Origin of the sequence: Paludibacter propionicigenes WB4, assembly GCF_000183135.1 — a bacterium.
GTDB lineage: Bacteria > Bacteroidota > Bacteroidia > Bacteroidales > Paludibacteraceae > Paludibacter > Paludibacter propionicigenes.
In genome coordinates, this window is sequence record NC_014734.1 from 2047632 (window position 1) to 2065460 (window position 17829).

The 17829-nt window shown below is 39.2% G+C and carries 20 protein-coding genes and 5 tRNA genes; 18 read left to right on the forward strand and 7 right to left on the reverse strand.

Features of this window, described 5'->3' with window-relative positions:
• Window position 1: 1 nt before the first annotated feature.
• Window positions 2-1714 carry an acyl-CoA dehydrogenase family protein gene (locus PALPR_RS08510; RefSeq protein WP_013445216.1) on the forward strand — a complete coding sequence of 571 codons (1713 nt, stop codon included), beginning with the start codon at window positions 2-4 and terminating at the stop codon, window positions 1712-1714.
• 205 nt (window positions 1715-1919) lie between these two features.
• Here PALPR_RS08510 and PALPR_RS08515 read toward each other — a convergent pair whose 3' ends face one another.
• The 6 genes from PALPR_RS08515 to PALPR_RS08535 form a co-directional block, all read right to left on the reverse strand.
• Window positions 1920-2111 (reverse strand): cold-shock protein, encoded by a 192-nt coding sequence (locus PALPR_RS08515; protein ID WP_013445217.1) that lies wholly within the window; start codon window positions 2109-2111, stop codon window positions 1920-1922.
• Between the two features lie 163 nt (window positions 2112-2274).
• The gene (locus PALPR_RS08520; RefSeq protein ID WP_013445218.1) at window positions 2275-3267 is read right to left on the reverse strand and encodes a Gfo/Idh/MocA family protein; all 993 of its coding nucleotides are present in this window, start codon (window positions 3265-3267) and stop codon (window positions 2275-2277) included.
• 24 nt (window positions 3268-3291) lie between these two features.
• Window positions 3292-3819 (reverse strand): GNAT family N-acetyltransferase, encoded by a 528-nt coding sequence (locus tag PALPR_RS08525; RefSeq protein WP_013445219.1) that lies wholly within the window; start codon window positions 3817-3819, stop codon window positions 3292-3294.
• 36 nt (window positions 3820-3855) lie between these two features.
• The gene (locus PALPR_RS16100) at window positions 3856-4158 is read right to left on the reverse strand and encodes a DUF421 domain-containing protein (protein ID WP_336433307.1); all 303 of its coding nucleotides are present in this window, start codon (window positions 4156-4158) and stop codon (window positions 3856-3858) included.
• Window positions 4159-4175: 17 nt separating this feature from the next.
• Complete coding sequence (locus PALPR_RS16005) at window positions 4176-4382, reverse strand: DUF421 domain-containing protein (protein ID WP_216086311.1); 207 nt, start codon at window positions 4380-4382, stop codon at window positions 4176-4178.
• Between the two features lie 12 nt (window positions 4383-4394).
• A complete protein-coding gene (locus PALPR_RS08535) occupies window positions 4395-5180 on the reverse strand; it encodes an alpha/beta fold hydrolase (RefSeq protein WP_013445220.1) in 786 nt (261 codons plus the stop codon).
• Between the two features lie 106 nt (window positions 5181-5286).
• On the opposite strand from PALPR_RS08535, the gene PALPR_RS08540 reads away from it, so the two are divergent.
• Window positions 5287-5982 carry an SIR2 family NAD-dependent protein deacylase gene (locus PALPR_RS08540; RefSeq protein ID WP_013445221.1) on the forward strand — a complete coding sequence of 232 codons (696 nt, stop codon included), beginning with the start codon at window positions 5287-5289 and terminating at the stop codon, window positions 5980-5982.
• 63 nt (window positions 5983-6045) lie between these two features.
• Here PALPR_RS08540 and PALPR_RS15385 read toward each other — a convergent pair whose 3' ends face one another.
• Entirely contained in the window at window positions 6046-7107 is a 1062-nt protein-coding gene (locus tag PALPR_RS15385) for a hypothetical protein (protein ID WP_013445222.1), read from the reverse strand.
• A 336-nt stretch (window positions 7108-7443) separates the two neighbouring features.
• Here PALPR_RS15385 and rpsU point away from each other — a divergent pair, with 336 nt between their 5' ends.
• The 16 genes from rpsU to rpoB all read left to right on the forward strand — a co-directional run bounded on the left by rpsU (window position 7444) and on the right by rpoB (window position 17772).
• Window positions 7444-7635 (forward strand): 30S ribosomal protein S21, encoded by a 192-nt coding sequence (gene rpsU, locus PALPR_RS08550; protein WP_013445223.1) that lies wholly within the window; start codon window positions 7444-7446, stop codon window positions 7633-7635.
• 73 nt (window positions 7636-7708) lie between these two features.
• On the forward strand, window positions 7709-8590 hold the full coding sequence (locus PALPR_RS08555) for a tyrosine-type recombinase/integrase (RefSeq protein WP_013445224.1): 882 nt from the start codon (window positions 7709-7711) through the stop codon (window positions 8588-8590).
• Window positions 8591-8604: 14 nt separating this feature from the next.
• Complete coding sequence (gene hpf, locus PALPR_RS08560; RefSeq protein ID WP_013445225.1) at window positions 8605-8904, forward strand: ribosome hibernation-promoting factor, HPF/YfiA family; 300 nt, start codon at window positions 8605-8607, stop codon at window positions 8902-8904.
• Between the two features lie 114 nt (window positions 8905-9018).
• A tRNA-Thr gene (locus PALPR_RS08565) sits at window positions 9019-9092 on the forward strand.
• A gap of 34 nt (window positions 9093-9126) precedes the next feature.
• Window positions 9127-9209 (forward strand) — tRNA-Tyr (locus PALPR_RS08570).
• A 65-nt stretch (window positions 9210-9274) separates the two neighbouring features.
• A tRNA-Gly gene (locus tag PALPR_RS08575) sits at window positions 9275-9350 on the forward strand.
• A gap of 41 nt (window positions 9351-9391) precedes the next feature.
• Window positions 9392-9463, forward strand: a tRNA-Thr gene (locus PALPR_RS08580).
• Window positions 9464-9519: 56 nt separating this feature from the next.
• Window positions 9520-10707 carry an elongation factor Tu gene (gene tuf / locus PALPR_RS08585; RefSeq protein WP_013445226.1) on the forward strand — a complete coding sequence of 396 codons (1188 nt, stop codon included), beginning with the start codon at window positions 9520-9522 and terminating at the stop codon, window positions 10705-10707.
• Between the two features lie 111 nt (window positions 10708-10818).
• Window positions 10819-10891 (forward strand) — tRNA-Trp (locus tag PALPR_RS08590).
• Window positions 10892-10908: 17 nt separating this feature from the next.
• A complete protein-coding gene (secE, locus tag PALPR_RS08595; RefSeq protein ID WP_013445227.1) occupies window positions 10909-11100 on the forward strand; it encodes a preprotein translocase subunit SecE in 192 nt (63 codons plus the stop codon).
• Between the two features lie 55 nt (window positions 11101-11155).
• Window positions 11156-11671 (forward strand): transcription termination/antitermination protein NusG, encoded by a 516-nt coding sequence (nusG, locus tag PALPR_RS08600; RefSeq protein ID WP_148226449.1) that lies wholly within the window; start codon window positions 11156-11158, stop codon window positions 11669-11671.
• Between the two features lie 55 nt (window positions 11672-11726).
• The gene (gene rplK / locus PALPR_RS08605; protein WP_013445229.1) at window positions 11727-12173 is read left to right on the forward strand and encodes a 50S ribosomal protein L11; all 447 of its coding nucleotides are present in this window, start codon (window positions 11727-11729) and stop codon (window positions 12171-12173) included.
• A 15-nt stretch (window positions 12174-12188) separates the two neighbouring features.
• Window positions 12189-12884, forward strand: a complete 696-nt coding sequence (gene rplA, locus PALPR_RS08610) for a 50S ribosomal protein L1 (protein WP_013445230.1) — start codon at window positions 12189-12191, stop codon at window positions 12882-12884.
• Window positions 12885-12896: 12 nt separating this feature from the next.
• Window positions 12897-13424 (forward strand): 50S ribosomal protein L10, encoded by a 528-nt coding sequence (gene rplJ / locus PALPR_RS08615; RefSeq protein WP_013445231.1) that lies wholly within the window; start codon window positions 12897-12899, stop codon window positions 13422-13424.
• 48 nt (window positions 13425-13472) lie between these two features.
• Window positions 13473-13847, forward strand: coding sequence for a 50S ribosomal protein L7/L12 (gene rplL / locus PALPR_RS08620; protein WP_013445232.1), 375 nt, complete (start codon window positions 13473-13475; stop codon window positions 13845-13847).
• Between the two features lie 112 nt (window positions 13848-13959).
• The gene (gene rpoB / locus PALPR_RS08625) at window positions 13960-17772 is read left to right on the forward strand and encodes a DNA-directed RNA polymerase subunit beta (RefSeq protein WP_013445233.1); all 3813 of its coding nucleotides are present in this window, start codon (window positions 13960-13962) and stop codon (window positions 17770-17772) included.
• Window positions 17773-17829: the final 57 nt, after the last annotated feature.

A 17829-nucleotide genomic window follows, 5' to 3' on the forward strand; every position in this document is an offset into this window, starting at 1 on the left:
CATGAACTTTTTTAACGACAATCCCGCAATAAAATTTCAACTGTCTCATCCATTGATGACAAAAATAGTTGCCCTCAAGGAGCGCAATTTTGTTGAAAAAGATAAATATGATTATGCATCCCGCGATTTTGAGGATGCAATTGACAACTACGAAAAAGTACTTGAAATTATCGGGGAAGTTTGTGGTGAAATTATTGCTCCTAATGCTGAGAGCGTTGACCATGATGGTCCTGAAGTTATCAACAGCCGTGTAAAATACGCTCGCGGAACACAGGAAAACCACGATGCACTGACTCAGGCTGGTGTTTATGGTATTACTTTACCTCGTCAGTATGGCGGTTTAAATTTCCCAATGGTGGCTTATGTTATGTCGGGCGAAATGGTTTCGCGCGCCGATGCCGGATTTGCCAATATCTGGGGACTTCAGGACTGTGCCGAAACAATTTCTGAATTTGCCTCAGATGAGATAAAAGCTGAATTTCTTCCTCGGGTAGCCGAAGGAGCTACTTGCTCGATGGACCTTACAGAGCCCGATGCAGGATCTGATTTACAAGCCGTGCAATTGAAAGCCACTTATAACGAAAACGACGGACTGTGGTATCTGAACGGAGTAAAACGCTTTATTACCAACGGAGATGCTCAAATTAAACTTGTTTTAGCCCGTTCGGAAGAAGGCACCAGCGATGGTCGTGGACTTTCGTACTTTGTGGCCGAAAACAAACATGATAACACTGTTTTGGTACGTCGTATCGAAAACAAACTGGGTATCAAAGGATCTCCAACTTGCGAACTTGTATTCAACAATACACCTGCAAAACTGGTTGGAACACGTCGTTTAGGACTTATCAAATACGTAATGTCTTTGATGAATGGCGCTCGTTTGGGCATCGGTGCTCAGTCTGTGGGACTTTCGGCAGCTGCATACAACGAGGCATTGGCTTACGCCCGTGATCGTCGTCAGTTCGGTAAAGCCATTATTGAATTCCCAGCTGTATTTGAAATGGTATCAATTATCAAGGCTAAACTTGATGCTTCTCGTGCTCTACTTTACGAAACAACACGCTTTGTAGATATTTATAAAGCTTACGAGGCTATAGAAAATGAAAGAAAGCTTGAAGCTGACGAAAAAGCTGACTATAAGGAATATTCTAAACTGGCCGATGCATTGACTCCTATGCTCAAGATGTTTACCAGCGAATATGCCAACCAAAATGCTTACGACTGTATTCAGGTTCACGGAGGTTCAGGCTTTATGAAAGATTATGCCTGCGAACGCTTATTCCGTGATGCCCGTATCATGACAATCTACGAAGGAACTTCTCAATTGCAGGTAGTGGCTGCTATCCGTCACGTAACGACAGGCAATTACCTGAAAATAATTCGTGATTATGATGCTCAACCTATCAAACCAGAATTTACATCGTTCCGCAAACGCTTGCAGATTATGACCAACCTGTATGCTAACGCGGTTGCACGTGTAACCGAAGCTAAAAATCAGGAATATCTGGATTTTCAAGCTCGTCGTCTGGTAGAAATGGCAGGACACATCGTTATGAGTTACCTGTTAATCATTGATGCTTCGCGCGATACCGAAGATTTGTTCCGTAAATCTGCGGAGGTTTACCTGAATTATGGCGAAGTAGAAGTGCGCAGACATGCTGCATTTATCAAAACATTTGATGTTGAAAATGTTGATGTTTATAAAGTAGTTTAAACACATACAAATCCAGATATAAAATGCCCCAAAGAAACAAATTTCTTTGGGGCATTTTTATGTTTGACATATCAATTTCGAAAAATCAATCAAGATACTGATATATTATCAGAGGCATTGCTATAAATTCGGGAGAACAAGACATAAAAAAAGCCTACCTGAACGATAGACTTTTCAATGCGTGACAAAAGTCAATTAGTATATACTAAATTACTTTCACATTTACTGCATTTAATCCTTTTTTGCCTTCCTGCAAATCAAATTCGACGGTATCGCCTTCACGAATTTGATCGATTAATCCAGAAATGTGTACAAAATGTTCTTTTTTTGAACCATCTTCGCTGATGAATCCAAAGCCTTTAGATTCATTGAAGAATTTAACTGTTCCTTTGCTCATTGTTGATATTTATTATTTTAATGTCCTGCAAAGATAATGTTATATAATTATAAACCACCGTTTTTTGAAAAATAATTTACAAACAAGTAAATTATTTCTTTAAATATTATTTATTCTGTTAGAAAACAGTGAAAACATCAAGCTTTCAGACACTAAAAGAATTTTATAAATCATGGTTAGGATAGACAATTCCACATTGATGTCTGATTTCATCCATAGCTCTGACTAATTCCAGGCTGTGCTCCAAACTCCACTTATCACTTTGCTTTTGTTCGTTTAAAACGCAATGAACGACTTCCTGTGCTTCAAGCTCATAACCGTTCCCGTTTATTTCAAAATCAAAAATTTGCTCAACTCCTGTATCAGAAATCAGTTTCACATTACCGGGACAAAACCACATATGCTCCAGTATTATTTTTCCTTTCGTACCATGAATTTCAGCCACAACCGGCAAATCTGCCAAAAAAGAAGAATACATCACCGCCAGCTTTTCTTTTCCATAATTAAAGACATAGCTGCTATTTGTATCGCACCCCTGATCGTTCAATCCCGCAACAGCAACCATTTTATCCGGCTTGCCCAGAAGAAATAAAGACAGGAAGATATTATAGATTCCGATATCCAATGTAGTACCACCACACAGATCAATATTAAAATGTCGGTATTGCTGAGCACCACTGGAACGTATGCAAAATGACGCCTTTAAAAAGTTTACTTCTCCAATCTGACCTTCGGTTATCAGATCTTTAGCTTTAATAATATTCGGAAGAAAACGACTCCACAGGGCTTCCATTAAAAAGAGATTTTTCTCTTTAGCCTTATCAATCATTATGTTCACCTCACGCTCATTCACCCCCATAGGTTTCTCACAAAGCACATTCTTGTTATGATTCAAAGCCAACAGAGTATTCTCAAGATGAAGATTATGCGGTGTGCCTATGTAAATTACGTCGACGTCGATATCTTTTACGAGTTCTTCATAACTTCCATATGCCTTGGGGATATTAAACTCAGAGGCAAAACTTAACGCTGACTCTAAGTTTCTGGAACCAACAGCGCATATTTCACAGTTGTCTACAACCTGAAGCGCTGTAGCAAATTTATGCGCAATCCACCCGGTACTTAATATGCCCCATTTTATTTTTTTGTTTTCCATATCTCTTTTTTTAATCTTAATACTTTATTCTTCGGTTGGAACTTCTGGAGTTTTAAGTAGTAACTGATAAAACGCAGCATCGAGCCATCGCCCAAATTTGTAACCGGCTTCCTTCAGAACTCCCGTAAGAACAAATCCTTCATTCTCATGCAGCTTTATGCTAACTGTATTATCAGCATCAATAACACCTATCAACGAATGATAATTTTGCTCCTGAGCTCTTTTTATAATATCAAGCAGCAACACTTTCCCCAATCCACGACCACGCATGTCACTACGCACATAAACCGAATGCTCAACAGTATATTTATAAGCAGGTTGCACGCGAAACATTCCATAAGTCGAAAAGCCCAATAACTTTCCATCTTGCGCAAATGCACCAACTACAGGATAATCACCTTTTATTTTATCGGCGTACCACGCATTCATTCGTTCTAAAGTACGAACCTTATATTCGTACAAAGCCGTTGAATTAAGTATTGCATCATTGAAAATGGCTAATATTTCTGGTAATTGGGCTTCGGTGCAGGGTTTTAATTGAAATTCTATCATCTCTTTTTCTTTACAAATTATTTTTCAATCAGCAAACTAACTTTCTTGTTTGGTAATGACCTTATGAGATTTTCGTCGTTTGGTAGTTCTTTTCTGATACTGATTGGAAAGGACACTGATACTTCCATCCACTTCCAGAATGGCTAAATCTACTTCCTTGACGGTGGCAACTCCATGTTCACGCACAGCCTCCATAAGCTCTTCGGATGTAATTTTCGCTTTCTTCATGTGCGATTCTATCATTTTTCCTTTATAAACAAGCATCGTCGCGTCTCCTTCAATCGCTTTATTAAACTTTGGAAACCGATACTGGAGATACTTTAAGCCGTAATTCACCACAAATAAAGTTGATGCAGCTACCAGTCGCCCATTAGCGTCGAATCCGGTCCGACCATTGCATTTTGTACAGCGTTACTTATCAGCAAAATAAACACCAAGTCAACTACAGAGAGTTGAGCCAATTCTTTTTTCCCAAACAGCCGGATAGCAATAACAATAAAAAGATAAATTACAAAAGTACTGAATACAATTCGTACATAATTATTACTTATTAGCTCGCTCATAACATTTCTATTTTATTGCAGTTTAGTAATATCAAGCCATTCTTTAATCAACTGTAAGGTCGATACTTCAGCTTCTTTACGAGGTGTATGTCCGGCACATGGTATTTCCGAAACACGAACAGAACCCGAAATTTCTCTTTTCAACACATATAGTTGCTCCACACTCCCGAACTCATCAGACTCTCCCTGAAAAGCAAGTACCGGACATGCGATGTTCCGAAGTAAAGGTACTATTGTCCATTCAGCAAAATAATCACTTAACCATGTTTCGTGCCAAAGTCGGAAAAGCTCAGAAGTCTTAGCCCCATGATATTTGATCAGGCTTTCAAGTAAACTCGTAGTCTTTGCGCGCTCACGGGTTTCGAGCACAGCAGCTTTACCTGAATCCTCTATAAAACTATGAGCACCTTCCAGTATCAATCCCTTGACTCTGGCGGGATAAAACGATGCTGTAAGCAGTGCTATTGTAGCACCATCGCTGTGACCATAGATAATTACATCATTGATATTCAAAGAATCAAGAATCCGAACTAACTCATGAGCCTCATCATGTAAATAAAACTCAGTACGCTGAGTCACAGCAAACGGTGAAGACTGCCCATAACCGCGTCGGTCATATAACAATGCATTGAGTCCGGTCATACCTATTAACACCTCCGGAAAATTGCCCCACATTTCCACACAGCCCCACGAGTCATGCAAAAAAACTAAAGTTGGTTTATTTCCGTTCTTTGGAAACGTATCTATTTGCCTAATAAATAGGTGATAATCTTCTTGCTGCAAATAAAAATCTTTCATCAAATCCCTTGTTAATTCCTGATTTACAAATGTAGAAAAAAAGCGTCAATTCATCACTGACTCTCAATTATTTTATACCTTTGTAGGAACTAATAAAAACGAAATAATGAAAAAGCTAGTGGTGCTTACCGGTGCCGGAATGAGCGCCGAAAGTGGAATCAGCACATTCCGCGATGCAGGAGGACTTTGGGAACAACATAGAGTAGAAGATGTGGCAACTCCTCAGGGCTGGTCGCGTAATCCTGCATTAGTGTTGGACTTTTACAATCAACGGAGAAAACAGCTACTGGAATGCAAGCCCAATGCAGGTCATTTGGCATTGGCCGAACTGGAGAAAAGCTACGAAGTCCGAATCATCACTCAAAATGTAGACAATTTGCATGAACAAGCTGGAAGTAGCCATGTTTTGCACTTACATGGGGAATTAATGAAAGTTCGCTCCACCTCACCATCCGAAGAAGTATTTGAATTAGATACTGACAACTACGAAACGCATTTAGGAGATAAATGTCCTAAAGGATTTCAACTTCGTCCGCACATAGTTTGGTTCGGAGAAGCAGTACCCGAAATTGAGAACGCGATCCGCTTGACAGAGAAAGCTGATATATTAGTGATTATCGGAACATCCATGCAAGTGTATCCGGCGGCGAGCCTGATAAATTACATTAAACCGAATACTCCTGTTTATCTTATCGACCCTCACGAAGTAAATGTATTTTCAAGTAATGTTACCGTAATAAAAAAAGGAGCTTCAGTAGGAATGAAAGAATTAAGCTCTATTCTCATAAACGCTTCTGTCTGACAGCAGAGATCAAAAAAGCCCGTAACTTATAAGTCACGGGCTTTTTTGAATTATCTACCACTTCTATTTACGCTCTTCCTGATTGCTTTGTTCATTTCTGGAACCGGCACTTCTGCTACTTCTTGAGTCTGTTGAAGGAGTACGCGTTTCCTGACGCATCTGTTTTTCAACCTTCACCGGCTGCCCGATAGTTCTGCCATAATAATTGGTACCACGGGTAGTCCTACCGGCATCGGTATTCCCTGTTTGCGGCTGACGACTACCAGGCTCAGTTCCTGCAGAGCGGGTTGGAGTCGAATTATTCCCTGTATTTTGAGGTTGAGGAGCTACATTGTTTTCTCTACCCCAAGGGTTAGTTGTGGGATTACTCTTATTTCCCCCGTTTTGAGGTTGATTTCTTGAATTATCATCACCTGCCGACCTGTTGGAGTTATCATCCCTTCTCCTATCGTTCTGCGATGGGTATGTATTGTTATTTGATGGCCGGTTATTATTGTTTCCATTCCAGTTGTTTTGCTGAGAGTTTCTTCCTCTGTCGTCCGATGAGTGGTTTGAGTTACCTTTCCCATTCCAACTGTTTTGCTGCCTACGATCCTCTGGGGTATATTTAAACTGACGATTTGACTTCAAACCATCATTATCCCATCTACGAGCACGATATCTTTGGTTTTCAGGCCAGTAAATCGCACTTCTGCTATTTTCATTAAATCCTCTAACGTATGGTATATTACTGTGATCATAATAATCCCTGTAATAATAGCGAGGATAATGTGAAACATAATATTGATGGTGCATCCAGGGTTGATATACTTTTACATCCAGTGCGATTGCAAAACAATTGTCCAAATCAAATCCTGCATAAATTGTCGGACACTCATATGAATCATACCATCTTCCGTTAGAAAGATACACGAATTGCCGTGTTGAAAGATCATAGTAAGCCTCAATATCCGGCAAATAATAATAGCGAACACCCTGATAATACGTAGGAGCCCACGAAGGATTTTCATATCGGGCTACAACAACCTGTTGTTGACCAACATAGCCGTAAGTACCACAACCGGAAAATACAGATACGAAAAGGACTGTGAGCAGTACTAATGCTAAACTCTTAAATCGTTTCATATGCTTTGTTTTAAAGTTATTAATCTCTCAAAATACAAATATAATGCCATACAAATTTTAGGAACATACACAGCAGATCGTTACGGTTAGTTGTCGGATTTATTGCATGCCAACACCTGGTGCTCACGAACGATAAACAACACAAAACTGCATCTCTACAACCACTATGACAAACAGACAAATGTAGTACAGAAAGACGATTCAACAACTAAATTTTCAGCATTATTTTGGCAGACCCAGAAAAAGATAAAAAAATATTGGATATTCCAAAATGATTATCTATCTTTGCAGTCCAAAATTAAAACAGAAATAAAACACATTAAATAATTAATAGTTATGATCGTAGTTCCAGTAAAAGAAGGCGAAAACATCGAAAGAGCATTGAAAAAATTCAAACGTAAATTTGAAAAAACAGGCGTTGTAAAAGAACTTCGTCGTCGTCAATGTTTTGACAAGCCTTCTATCGTAGGTCGCGAAGAAAAAATGCACGCGATTTATGTTCAAAAGAAGAATCTAAGCGAAGAATAGGAAAATAACAGCAGGAAATCTTGTTTTCCTGATTTATTTAAACTATTTTCGTTGCAGAATTGAACATACGGTTATGATGAACGAATTTCTGCAATATTTACAGTATGAGAAGAACTACTCCTCTCATACTGTTTTGTCATATAATACAGACCTGATTCAATTTTGCAATTTCCTCAATGTTACGCCCGATGAGTTTGACCCCAATTCAGTAAACTCTCAACAAATTCAGCAATGGATTCTATCGCTCATGTCCGTTGATTTATCGGCAAGAACTCTATCCCGCAAAATCTCGACTTTAAAATCTTTCTGGCATTTTCTGCTTTCGCGGAGGTTATCAAAACACAACCCCACGTTAAAAATCATTTTGCCAAAAACAAAGAAACCGATTCCGGCGTTTTTTAAGGAAAATGAGATGACTGCCGCGCTAGACAACTCCATGAAACCGGATAGCTTCGAATATACCAGAAACAGACTGATTTTAGAAACTTTTTATCTGACAGGAATCAGACTCTCTGAACTATTAAATATTCAGGACAAAGACATTGATCATTCTGCCGGCACCATAAGAGTCATTGGAAAACGAAACAAAGAACGAATTATTCCTATTGACAAATCACTTATTAATGATATAGAGCGCTATATCACATTACGAAATGAATCCATAGATATTTTCGAGCCAAATTTGTTTGTTCGAAACAATGGAAAAAAAATGTATCCGAAGATGTTATACAATATTGTACATGAAAACATGTCGGAAGTAAGCAGTCTACATAAAAGAAGCCCGCATGTGCTTCGCCACACTTTTGCTACAAGCCTATTAAACGGAGGAGCCGATATCAACGCCGTAAAAGAGTTACTCGGTCACAGCAGCCTGTCAGCAACACAAGTGTACACACATACAAGCTTCGAAGAACTATACAATATATATAAACACGCTCATCCCAGAGCAAAATAAAAAAGGAGGCTATTATGAAACTACGGATTCAATCCATCAATTTTGATGCAACTACTGCGCTAGAATCGTACATCAACAAAAAAGCACTAAAACTAGAAAAGTTTTTTGACGAAATAATAAACATAGAAGTATACCTAAAGGTAGTAAAACCCGAAACATCCACTAACAAAGAAGCCGAAATCAAAGTGTCAATTCCAAATGTTGATTTTTTCGCATCAAAAACCTGTGATTCTTTCGAAGAAGCAGTTGACCTAACTCTCGATGCCTTAGACAAACAGATACGCAAATACAAGGAAAAAGCCACTAAAAACTAAAATATTTCGGGAAATGTTTTGTAGTCCGAAATATTTCCGTACATTTGCAAGCCGTTTGAATCAGAGTGTTCAAACGGCTTTTTAAACGCCAAAAATACTATATATTAGCACATTGCCTCTTTAGCTCAGTTGGCCAGAGCACGTGATTTGTAATCTCGGGGTCGTTGGTTCGAATCCGACAAGAGGCTCAGCGATCTTTATTTAAGAATATCGTAATGAAATGGGCAGTTACCAAAGTGGCCAACTGGGGCTGACTGTAACTCAGCTGTCTTTCGACTTCGGAGGTTCGAATCCTTCACTGCCCACTATGACCCCCGCCCCTAAAGGGGAGTCATCATTTAATTCCCCTTTAGGGGTTAGGGGTAAATTTGCGGAAGTAGCTCAGTTGATAGAGCATTAGCCTTCCAAGCTGAGGGTCGCGGGTTTGAGTCCCGTCTTCCGCTCCAATAATGGAGCATTAAATCGCAGGATTTTTGAATCCATTTTCGCTGTTGTAGCTCAGTGGTAGAGCACTTCCTTGGTAAGGAAGAGGTCGCGAGTTCAATTCTCATCAACAGCTCAACTTTGTAAGCTTTTATAAAACATATAAATTAATTATTAAATAATCTTTGAGTTATGGCAAAAGAAAAATTTGACAGGTCAAAACCCCACGTTAACGTAGGTACCATTGGACACGTTGACCACGGTAAAACTACCTTGACCGCTGCAATTACTACTGTACTTGCAAAAAAAGGGCTTTCTGAATTGCGTTCATTCGATTCAATCGATAATGCTCCTGAAGAAAAAGAACGTGGTATTACTATTAACACTGCACACGTAGAATATCAAACAGCTGCTCGTCACTATGCACACGTTGACTGTCCGGGTCACGCTGACTACGTTAAGAACATGGTTACTGGTGCTGCTCAAATGGATGGTGCTATCATTGTAGTTGCTGCAACTGATGGTCCTATGCCACAAACACGCGAACACATCCTTCTTGCTCGTCAGGTAAACGTACCTCGCTTGGTTATCTTCATGAACAAATGTGATCAAGTTGATGACGAAGAAATGTTGGAATTGGTAGAAATGGAAATGCGTGAATTGCTTTCATTCTATGAATTCGACGGCGACAACACTCCAGTTATCCGTGGATCTGCTCTTGGTGGATTGAATGGTGTTCCGGAATGGGAAGATAAGATTATGGAATTAATGGATGCAGTTGATACTTGGATTGAATTACCTCCACGTGCTGTTGACAAACCATTCTTGATGCCAGTTGAAGACGTATTCTCTATCACAGGTCGTGGTACAGTTGCTACAGGTCGTATCGAAACAGGTATTATCAAAACTGGTGAAGAAGTTCAGATTATCGGTTTAGGTCACGAAGCTAAAAAATCAGTTGTTACAGGTGTGGAAATGTTCCGCAAAATTCTTGACGAAGGTCAGGCTGGTGATAACGTAGGTTTATTGTTACGTGGTATCGATAAAGAAGAAATCAAACGTGGTATGGTTATTACCCACCCGGGAAAAGTAACTCCTCACACTACTTTCAAAGCAGCTGCTTATATCTTGAAAAAAGAAGAAGGTGGTCGTCACACTCCATTCCACAACCGCTACCGTCCTCAGTTCTATATCCGTACATTGGATGTAACAGGTGAAATCACTTTGCCAGAAGGAACTGAAATGGTAATGCCAGGTGACAACTTAGAATTAACTGTAACATTAATCTATCCAGTAGCTTGTAACATTGGTTTACGTTTTGCTATTCGTGAAGGTGGACGTACAGTAGGTTCAGGACAAATCACAGAACTTCTTGACTAATACTAATCTCTCCCAACCTCCCATGAGGTGAGTAGTAAGATTGAAAAGTAATTTAAGAAGTTTTTCAACAATAAAAAAGTCGTTTCCCTGTTTTGGGAAACGACTTGAAATACGGGCGTAGCTCAGTTGGTAGAGCACTGGTCTCCAAAACCAGGTGTCGGGAGTTCGAGTCTCTCTGCCCGTGCAAATTCTATTTAAAACATGAAGATAATTAACTATATCAAAGAGTCTTATTCAGAACTTGTTCAGAAAGTATCCTGGCCTTCAAAGTCAGAACTTACTAACAGTGCGATAGTGGTATTGATTGCTTCCATCATTCTTGCATTGATAGTATGGCTTATGGATGTAAGTTTTGAACGTATCATGAAATTTATTTACGGACTTTTGTCTTAATTTAATCAGGGAGGTCATTAAAGTGTCTGAGTCAACTAATTTTAAATGGTACGTTATGCGTGCTATTAGCGGAAAAGAGAACAAGGTTAAAGAATATATTGATGCAGAAATCAAAAATTCAGATCTTGGTCAGTTTGTTGCTCAGGTATTAATACCCACTGAGAAAGTTTATCAAATTCGTAATGGCAAGAAAATTACAAAAGAACGTAGTTGCATGCCCGGATATGTATTAATAGAGGCTTATCTTATCGGTGAAATATCTCATCGCCTGCGCAATACCCCAAACGTTATCGGATTCCTAGGTGAAAAAAACAACGTACCAACTCCAATTCGTCCTTCGGAAGTGAATAGGATATTGGGAAGTGTTGATGAACTTCAGGAAACAGCAGAAGAAATGTTAACTCCTTTCTATGTTGGTGAAAACGTGAAAGTGATCTTTGGTCCTTTCAGCGGATTCAGTGGGCTTATTGAGGAAGTAAACTCCGAAAAGAAAAAACTTAAAGTTATGGTTATGATTTTCGGTCGGAAAACTCCGCTCGAACTTGCTTTCACACAAGTAGAAAAGGAATAGTTGGTTATTGTTACAAATCGACAATTCCATTTAAACAACAAAAATTAAAATTATTATGGCTAAAGAGATTGCTGGACTTATTAAATTACAGATTAAAGGAGGCGCGGCAAACCCATCTCCCCCGGTAGGACCTGCATTGGGTTCTAAAGGGATCAATATTATGGAGTTTTGCAAACAATTTAATGCCAGAACCCAAGACAAGCCGGGCAAAGTTTTACCCGCTGTCATCACCTACTATACTGACAAATCTTTCGACTTTGTTGTAAAAACTCCGCCAGTTGCGATTCAATTGTTAGAAATAACAAAACTGAAAAGTGGTTCGGCTGAGCCTAACCGTAAAAAAGTAGCAGAAATTACTTGGGAACAAGTACAAGCTATTGCAACGGACAAAATGGTCGATCTGAATTGTTTTGAATTAGAGGCAGCTATGAAAATGGTTGCCGGTACAGCTAGAAGTATGGGTATTACCGTAAAAGGTACTTTTCCAAATAAGAATAATTAATAAACTTCAATTAAAATGAGTAAACTGACAAAAAATCAAAGGTTAGCTTTAGAAAAAATTGAAGCAGGAAAAACCTATTCTCTGAAAGAAGCAGCTGCATTGGTAAAAGAAATTACCAATACAAAATTTGATGCTTCTGTTGATATAGATGTGCGCTTAGGTGTTGATCCACGTAAAGCCAACCAGATGGTACGCGGCGTAGTGTCGTTACCAAACGGAACCGGAAAACAAGTAAAGGTTCTTGCATTATGTACTCCCGACCAAGAAGCTGCGGCCAAAGAAGCCGGAGCTGATTTCGTAGGTCTCGATGAATATATCGAAAAAATCAAGGGTGGTTGGACAGATGTTGATGTTATCATCACACAACCTGCTATCATGGGTAAATTGGGTGCTTTAGGACGCGTATTAGGCCCTCGTGGTTTAATGCCAAACCCTAAAAGTGGTACGGTTACCAACGAAGTTGGTAAAGCTGTAAAAGAAGTAAAACAAGGAAAAATCGACTTTAAAGTTGATAAATATGGTATTGTTCACACTTCGGTAGGAAAAGTTTCTTTTACTGCTGAGCAAATTGTGGAAAATGCAAAAGAATTTGTTTCTACTTTGATGAAACTAAAACCGACAGCCGCAAAAGGTACTTATGTAAAGAGCATTTATCTTTCAAGCACAATGAGTTCGGGTATTAAGATTGAACCCAAATCAATTGAAGAATAAAATTAAAAGTTTATGAAAAAGGAAGATAAAAGCGCTATTATAAAACAACTTGAGTCAACTCTTGGAGAGTATGCTCACTTCTACTTGGCAGATATAGGCGGCTTAAACGCTGCTCAAACCAGCGAATTAAGAAGAGTTTGCTACAAAGAGAACGTTAAACTCGTAGTTGTAAAAAATACATTGCTACAAAAAGCACTTGATAACTCATCGGTAGATTTCAGTGAACTTTATGGCTCGCTTAAAGGCGAAACTTCATTAATGCTTTCGAATACGGCTAATGTGCCTGCAAAAGTTATTAATGACTTCAGTAAACTTAAGACCAACAAGCTTAAAAAACCTATTTTGAAAGCGGCTTATGTTGAAGAAAGTTTCTATATTGGCGAAAACAACCTGGAGGCACTTATCCACGTGAAGAGCAAAAACGAACTTATTGGCGAAATCATCGGCTTATTGCAATCGCCTGCTAAGAACGTTGTGTCCGCACTCCAATCAGGAGGTTCAACTATCCACGGCGTGTTGAAAACATTGTCGGAAAGATAAATTTATCGTAAAATAAAAAATAAAATAAAATCATAAAAAATAAGTAAAATGGCAGATTTGAAAGCTTTTGCAGAACAATTGGTTAACTTAACAGTTAAAGAAGTAAATGAGTTAGCTCAAATTTTGAAAGACGAATATGGTATCGAACCAGCTGCTGCAGCTGTTGCTGTTGCCGCAGGTCCTGCTGCTGCTGCTGAAGTAGTAGAAGAAAAAACATCTTTCGACGTAGTATTGAAAGCAGCCGGTGCTAATAAATTAGCGATCGTTAAATTAGTAAAAGAACTTACTGGTCTTGGTTTGAAAGAAGCTAAAGATATGGTAGATGCTGCTCCTTCAGTAATTAAAGAAGGTGCATCAAAAGACGAAGCTGAAGCCTTGAAAAAACAACTCGTTGAAGGCGGAGCTGAAGTTGAACTTAAATAATAAAACCTGATAATCAGGTCTTTGGTTTAGATTCCCTCATATCGAGGGATTCTAAACCTTTTTCTGTCTATAAAATAATTGAGTTCACCGCACCCAAAAAACCTCTTTGAAAATGTCGTCATTAACTAAAGCTCAAAGAATAAATTTTGCTTCTATCAAAAATCAGTTGGAATATCCTGACTTTTTGGAAGTACAATTAAAATCTTTCCAGGACTTTTTTCAAATGGACACCGCTCCTGAAAAAAGAAAATCAGAAGGTTTGTATAAAGTTTTTTCCGAAAACTTTCCAATTGCTGATACCCGAAATAATTTCATCCTCGAATTTCTCGATTACTACGTTGACCCTCCACGTTATTCGATAGATGAGTGTGTAGAACGCGGCTTAACTTATAGCGTGCCGCTTAAAGCCAAACTAAAACTATATTGCACCGATCCGGATCATGAAGATTTTGATACGGTGATTCAAGATGTCTATCTGGGACCAATCCCATATATGACAGCTAAAGGAACCTTCGTTATCAATGGCGCCGAACGTGTTATTGTATCGCAGCTTCACCGTTCACCCGGTGTATTCTTCGGACAAAGTACACATGCCAACGGAACGAAACTTTATTCCGCTCGTATCATTCCTTTCCGCGGATCTTGGATTGAATTTGCTACCGACATCAACAACGTGATGTACGCTTATATCGATCGTAAGAAAAAATTGCCTGTTACAACATTACTTCGTGCCATTGGTTTCGAAAGTGATAAAGATATATTAGAAATTTTCAACCTTGCTGAAGAAATTAAGGTTAGCAAGACCAGTTTGAAAAAAGCTATCGGCCAAAAATTAGCTGCCCGTGTATTGAAAACCTGGGTGGAAGATTTTGTGGACGAAGATACCGGTGAAGTAGTAACCATTGAGCGTAACGAAGTAATTATCGACCGTGAAACTATTTTAGAAAATAGTCACATCGACGAAATTATTGAAGCAGGTACGCCTACTATCTTACTACATAAGGCAGATGCAAATCAAAATGACTATGCCATTATTTACAATACTCTTCAGAAAGACCCTAGTAATTCTGAAAAAGAGGCTGTATTGTATATTTACCGTCAATTACGTAACGCTGTCCCAGCAGATGATTCGACAGCTCGTGAGGTTATCAATAACTTATTCTTCCCTGAAAAACGTTACGATTTAGGTAATGTAGGTCGTTTCCGTATAAACCGGAAATTGAACCTTACTACCAGCATGGATACAAAAGTACTGACCAAAGAAGATATTATTGAAATCATCAAATACCTGATTGAGTTAATAAACTCAAAAGCGGATGTTGATGATATTGACCACTTGAGCAACCGTCGTGTTCGTACAGTTGGTGAACAATTATATAATCAATTCGGTGTAGGACTTTCGCGTATGGCTCGTACCATTCGTGAGCGAATGAATGTTCGTGATAACGAAGTCTTCACTCCTATTGACCTGATTAATGCCAAAAGTATTTCGTCAGTAATCAATTCGTTCTTCGGAACCAATGCTCTTTCTCAATTCATGGATCAACAGAATCCATTGGCTGAGATTACGCACAAACGCCGTATGTCTGCCCTCGGGCCTGGTGGTTTGTCACGTGAGCGTGCAGGTTTTGAGGTTCGTGACGTACACTATACTCACTACGGACGTTTATGTCCGATTGAAACTCCTGAAGGTCCAAACATTGGTTTGATTTCTTCGCTTTGTATCTATGCTAAAATCAATGAACTTGGTTTTATAGAAACTCCTTACCGTAAAGTTACGGACTCTGTAGTTGATATTTCAGAAGCCGGTATTGAATACTTTACTGCTGAAGAAGAAGAAAATCTGATTATTGCTCAAGGAAATGCTCCTTTGAACGATGATGGTGGTTTCATTCGGACAAAAGTAAAATCGCGTCTTGGCGCCGATTTCCCAGTAGTAGCACCCGATGAGGTGAACTTAATGGATGTTTCTCCATCACAGATTGCTTCGATTGCGGCAGCATTGATTCCCTTCCTGGAACATGATGATGCTAACCGTGCGTTGATGGGATCTAACATGATGCGCCAGGCAGTGCCATTATTGCGCTGCGAAGCTCCTATTGTGGGTACAGGTATCGAAGCTCAGTTGATTCGCGATTCTCGTACACAAGTAGCAGCTGAAGGTGAAGGAGAAGTTGAATTTGTTGATGCAACTTGTATTAAAATACGCTACGACAGAACAGAAGACGAAGAATTTGTAAGCTTCGAATCTGCCGTAAAAGAATATAAATTACCTAAGTTCCAAAAAACCAATCAAAACACGACTATCGACTTACGTCCTATCGTGAAAAAAGGCGAACGTGTTACTAATGGTCAGATTATGACTGAAGGTTACGCTACGCAAAATGGTGAATTGGCTATTGGTAAGAACCTGAAAGTAGCTTTCATGCCTTGGAAAGGTTATAACTTTGAGGATGCTATTGTAATCAATGAACGTGTGGTACGTGAAGATATTTTCACATCTATCCATGTTGTTGAACAATTGCTAGACGTTCGTGAAACCAAACGTGGTATTGAAGAATTTACTTCGGATATACCTAACGTAAGCGAAGAAGCAACAAAAGATTTGGATGAAAATGGTATTATCCGCATCGGTGCCCGCATCGAACCGGGAGATATCATTATCGGTAAGATTACTCCAAAAGGAGAATCAGATCCTTCACCGGAAGAAAAACTGCTTCGTGCTATCTTCGGAGATAAAGCCGGGGATGTGAAAGATGCTTCACTGAAAGCAACTCCATCATTATCGGGTGTTGTTATCGGTAAACGTCTATTCTCAAAAGCGCAAAAGAACAGAAAATCGAAACTTGCAGATAAAGCTGTACTTCCAAAACTGGATGAGGAATTTGAAAATCAGGCAGCTATTTTGCGCGATACATTAGTTGAAAAACTAATCGTATTACTTGGTGATAAAACTTCGGCCGGTGTTAAAGATTTCTTAGGTGCTGATGTAATATCTCGTAACAGCAAGTTTACAATCGAAAGATTGCGTGAAATCGACTATACTGCGGTTCAACTAAGCAAGTGGACTACTGATTCTCACAAAAATGAATTAGTAAAACAATTGATAATGAATTATCTGAGAAAATACAAGGAATTGGATGCTCAGATAAAACGTCAGAAATTCAATATTACTATCGGTGATGAATTGCCAAACGGTATTGTACAGATAGCTAAAGTCTATATTGCTAAAAAACGTAAGATTCGTGTTGGAGATAAAATGGCAGGTCGTCACGGGAATAAAGGTATCGTGTCACGTATCGTTCGTCAGGAGGATATGCCATTCCTTGAAGATGGAACTCCGGTAGATATAGTATTGAACCCACTGGGTGTGCCTTCGCGTATGAACCTTGGACAGATTTTTGAAACCGTTTTAGGATGGGCAGGAAAAGAATTAGGTTTGCGTTTTGCAACTCCTATCTTCGACGGAGCCAGCTTAGATGATTTGAACGCATGGACAGACAAAGCCGGTGTTCCAAATTACGGAAAAACATATTTGTACGATGGTGGAACCGGCGAACGTTTTGACCAGACTGCCACAGTAGGTGTTATTTATATGTTGAAACTGGGTCACATGGTTGAAGATAAAATGCACGCGCGTTCTATCGGACCATACTCACTCATTACTCAACAGCCTCTTGGTGGTAAAGCTCAATTCGGGGGTCAACGTTTCGGAGAAATGGAAGTTTGGGCACTTGAAGCATTCGGTGCTGCTCACATTCTTCAAGAAATTCTGACTGTAAAATCGGATGACGTTATGGGACGTGCTCGTACTTACGAAGCAATTGTAAAAGGCGATCCTATGCCAACACCCGGAATTCCGGAATCGCTCAACGTATTGTTGCACGAACTCCGCGGATTGGGTCTGAGCATCAGTTTAGATTAAAATATAAAAATCTTAGGTTTATATCCGGTATAAAACCGGATATAAACTTTTGATTAT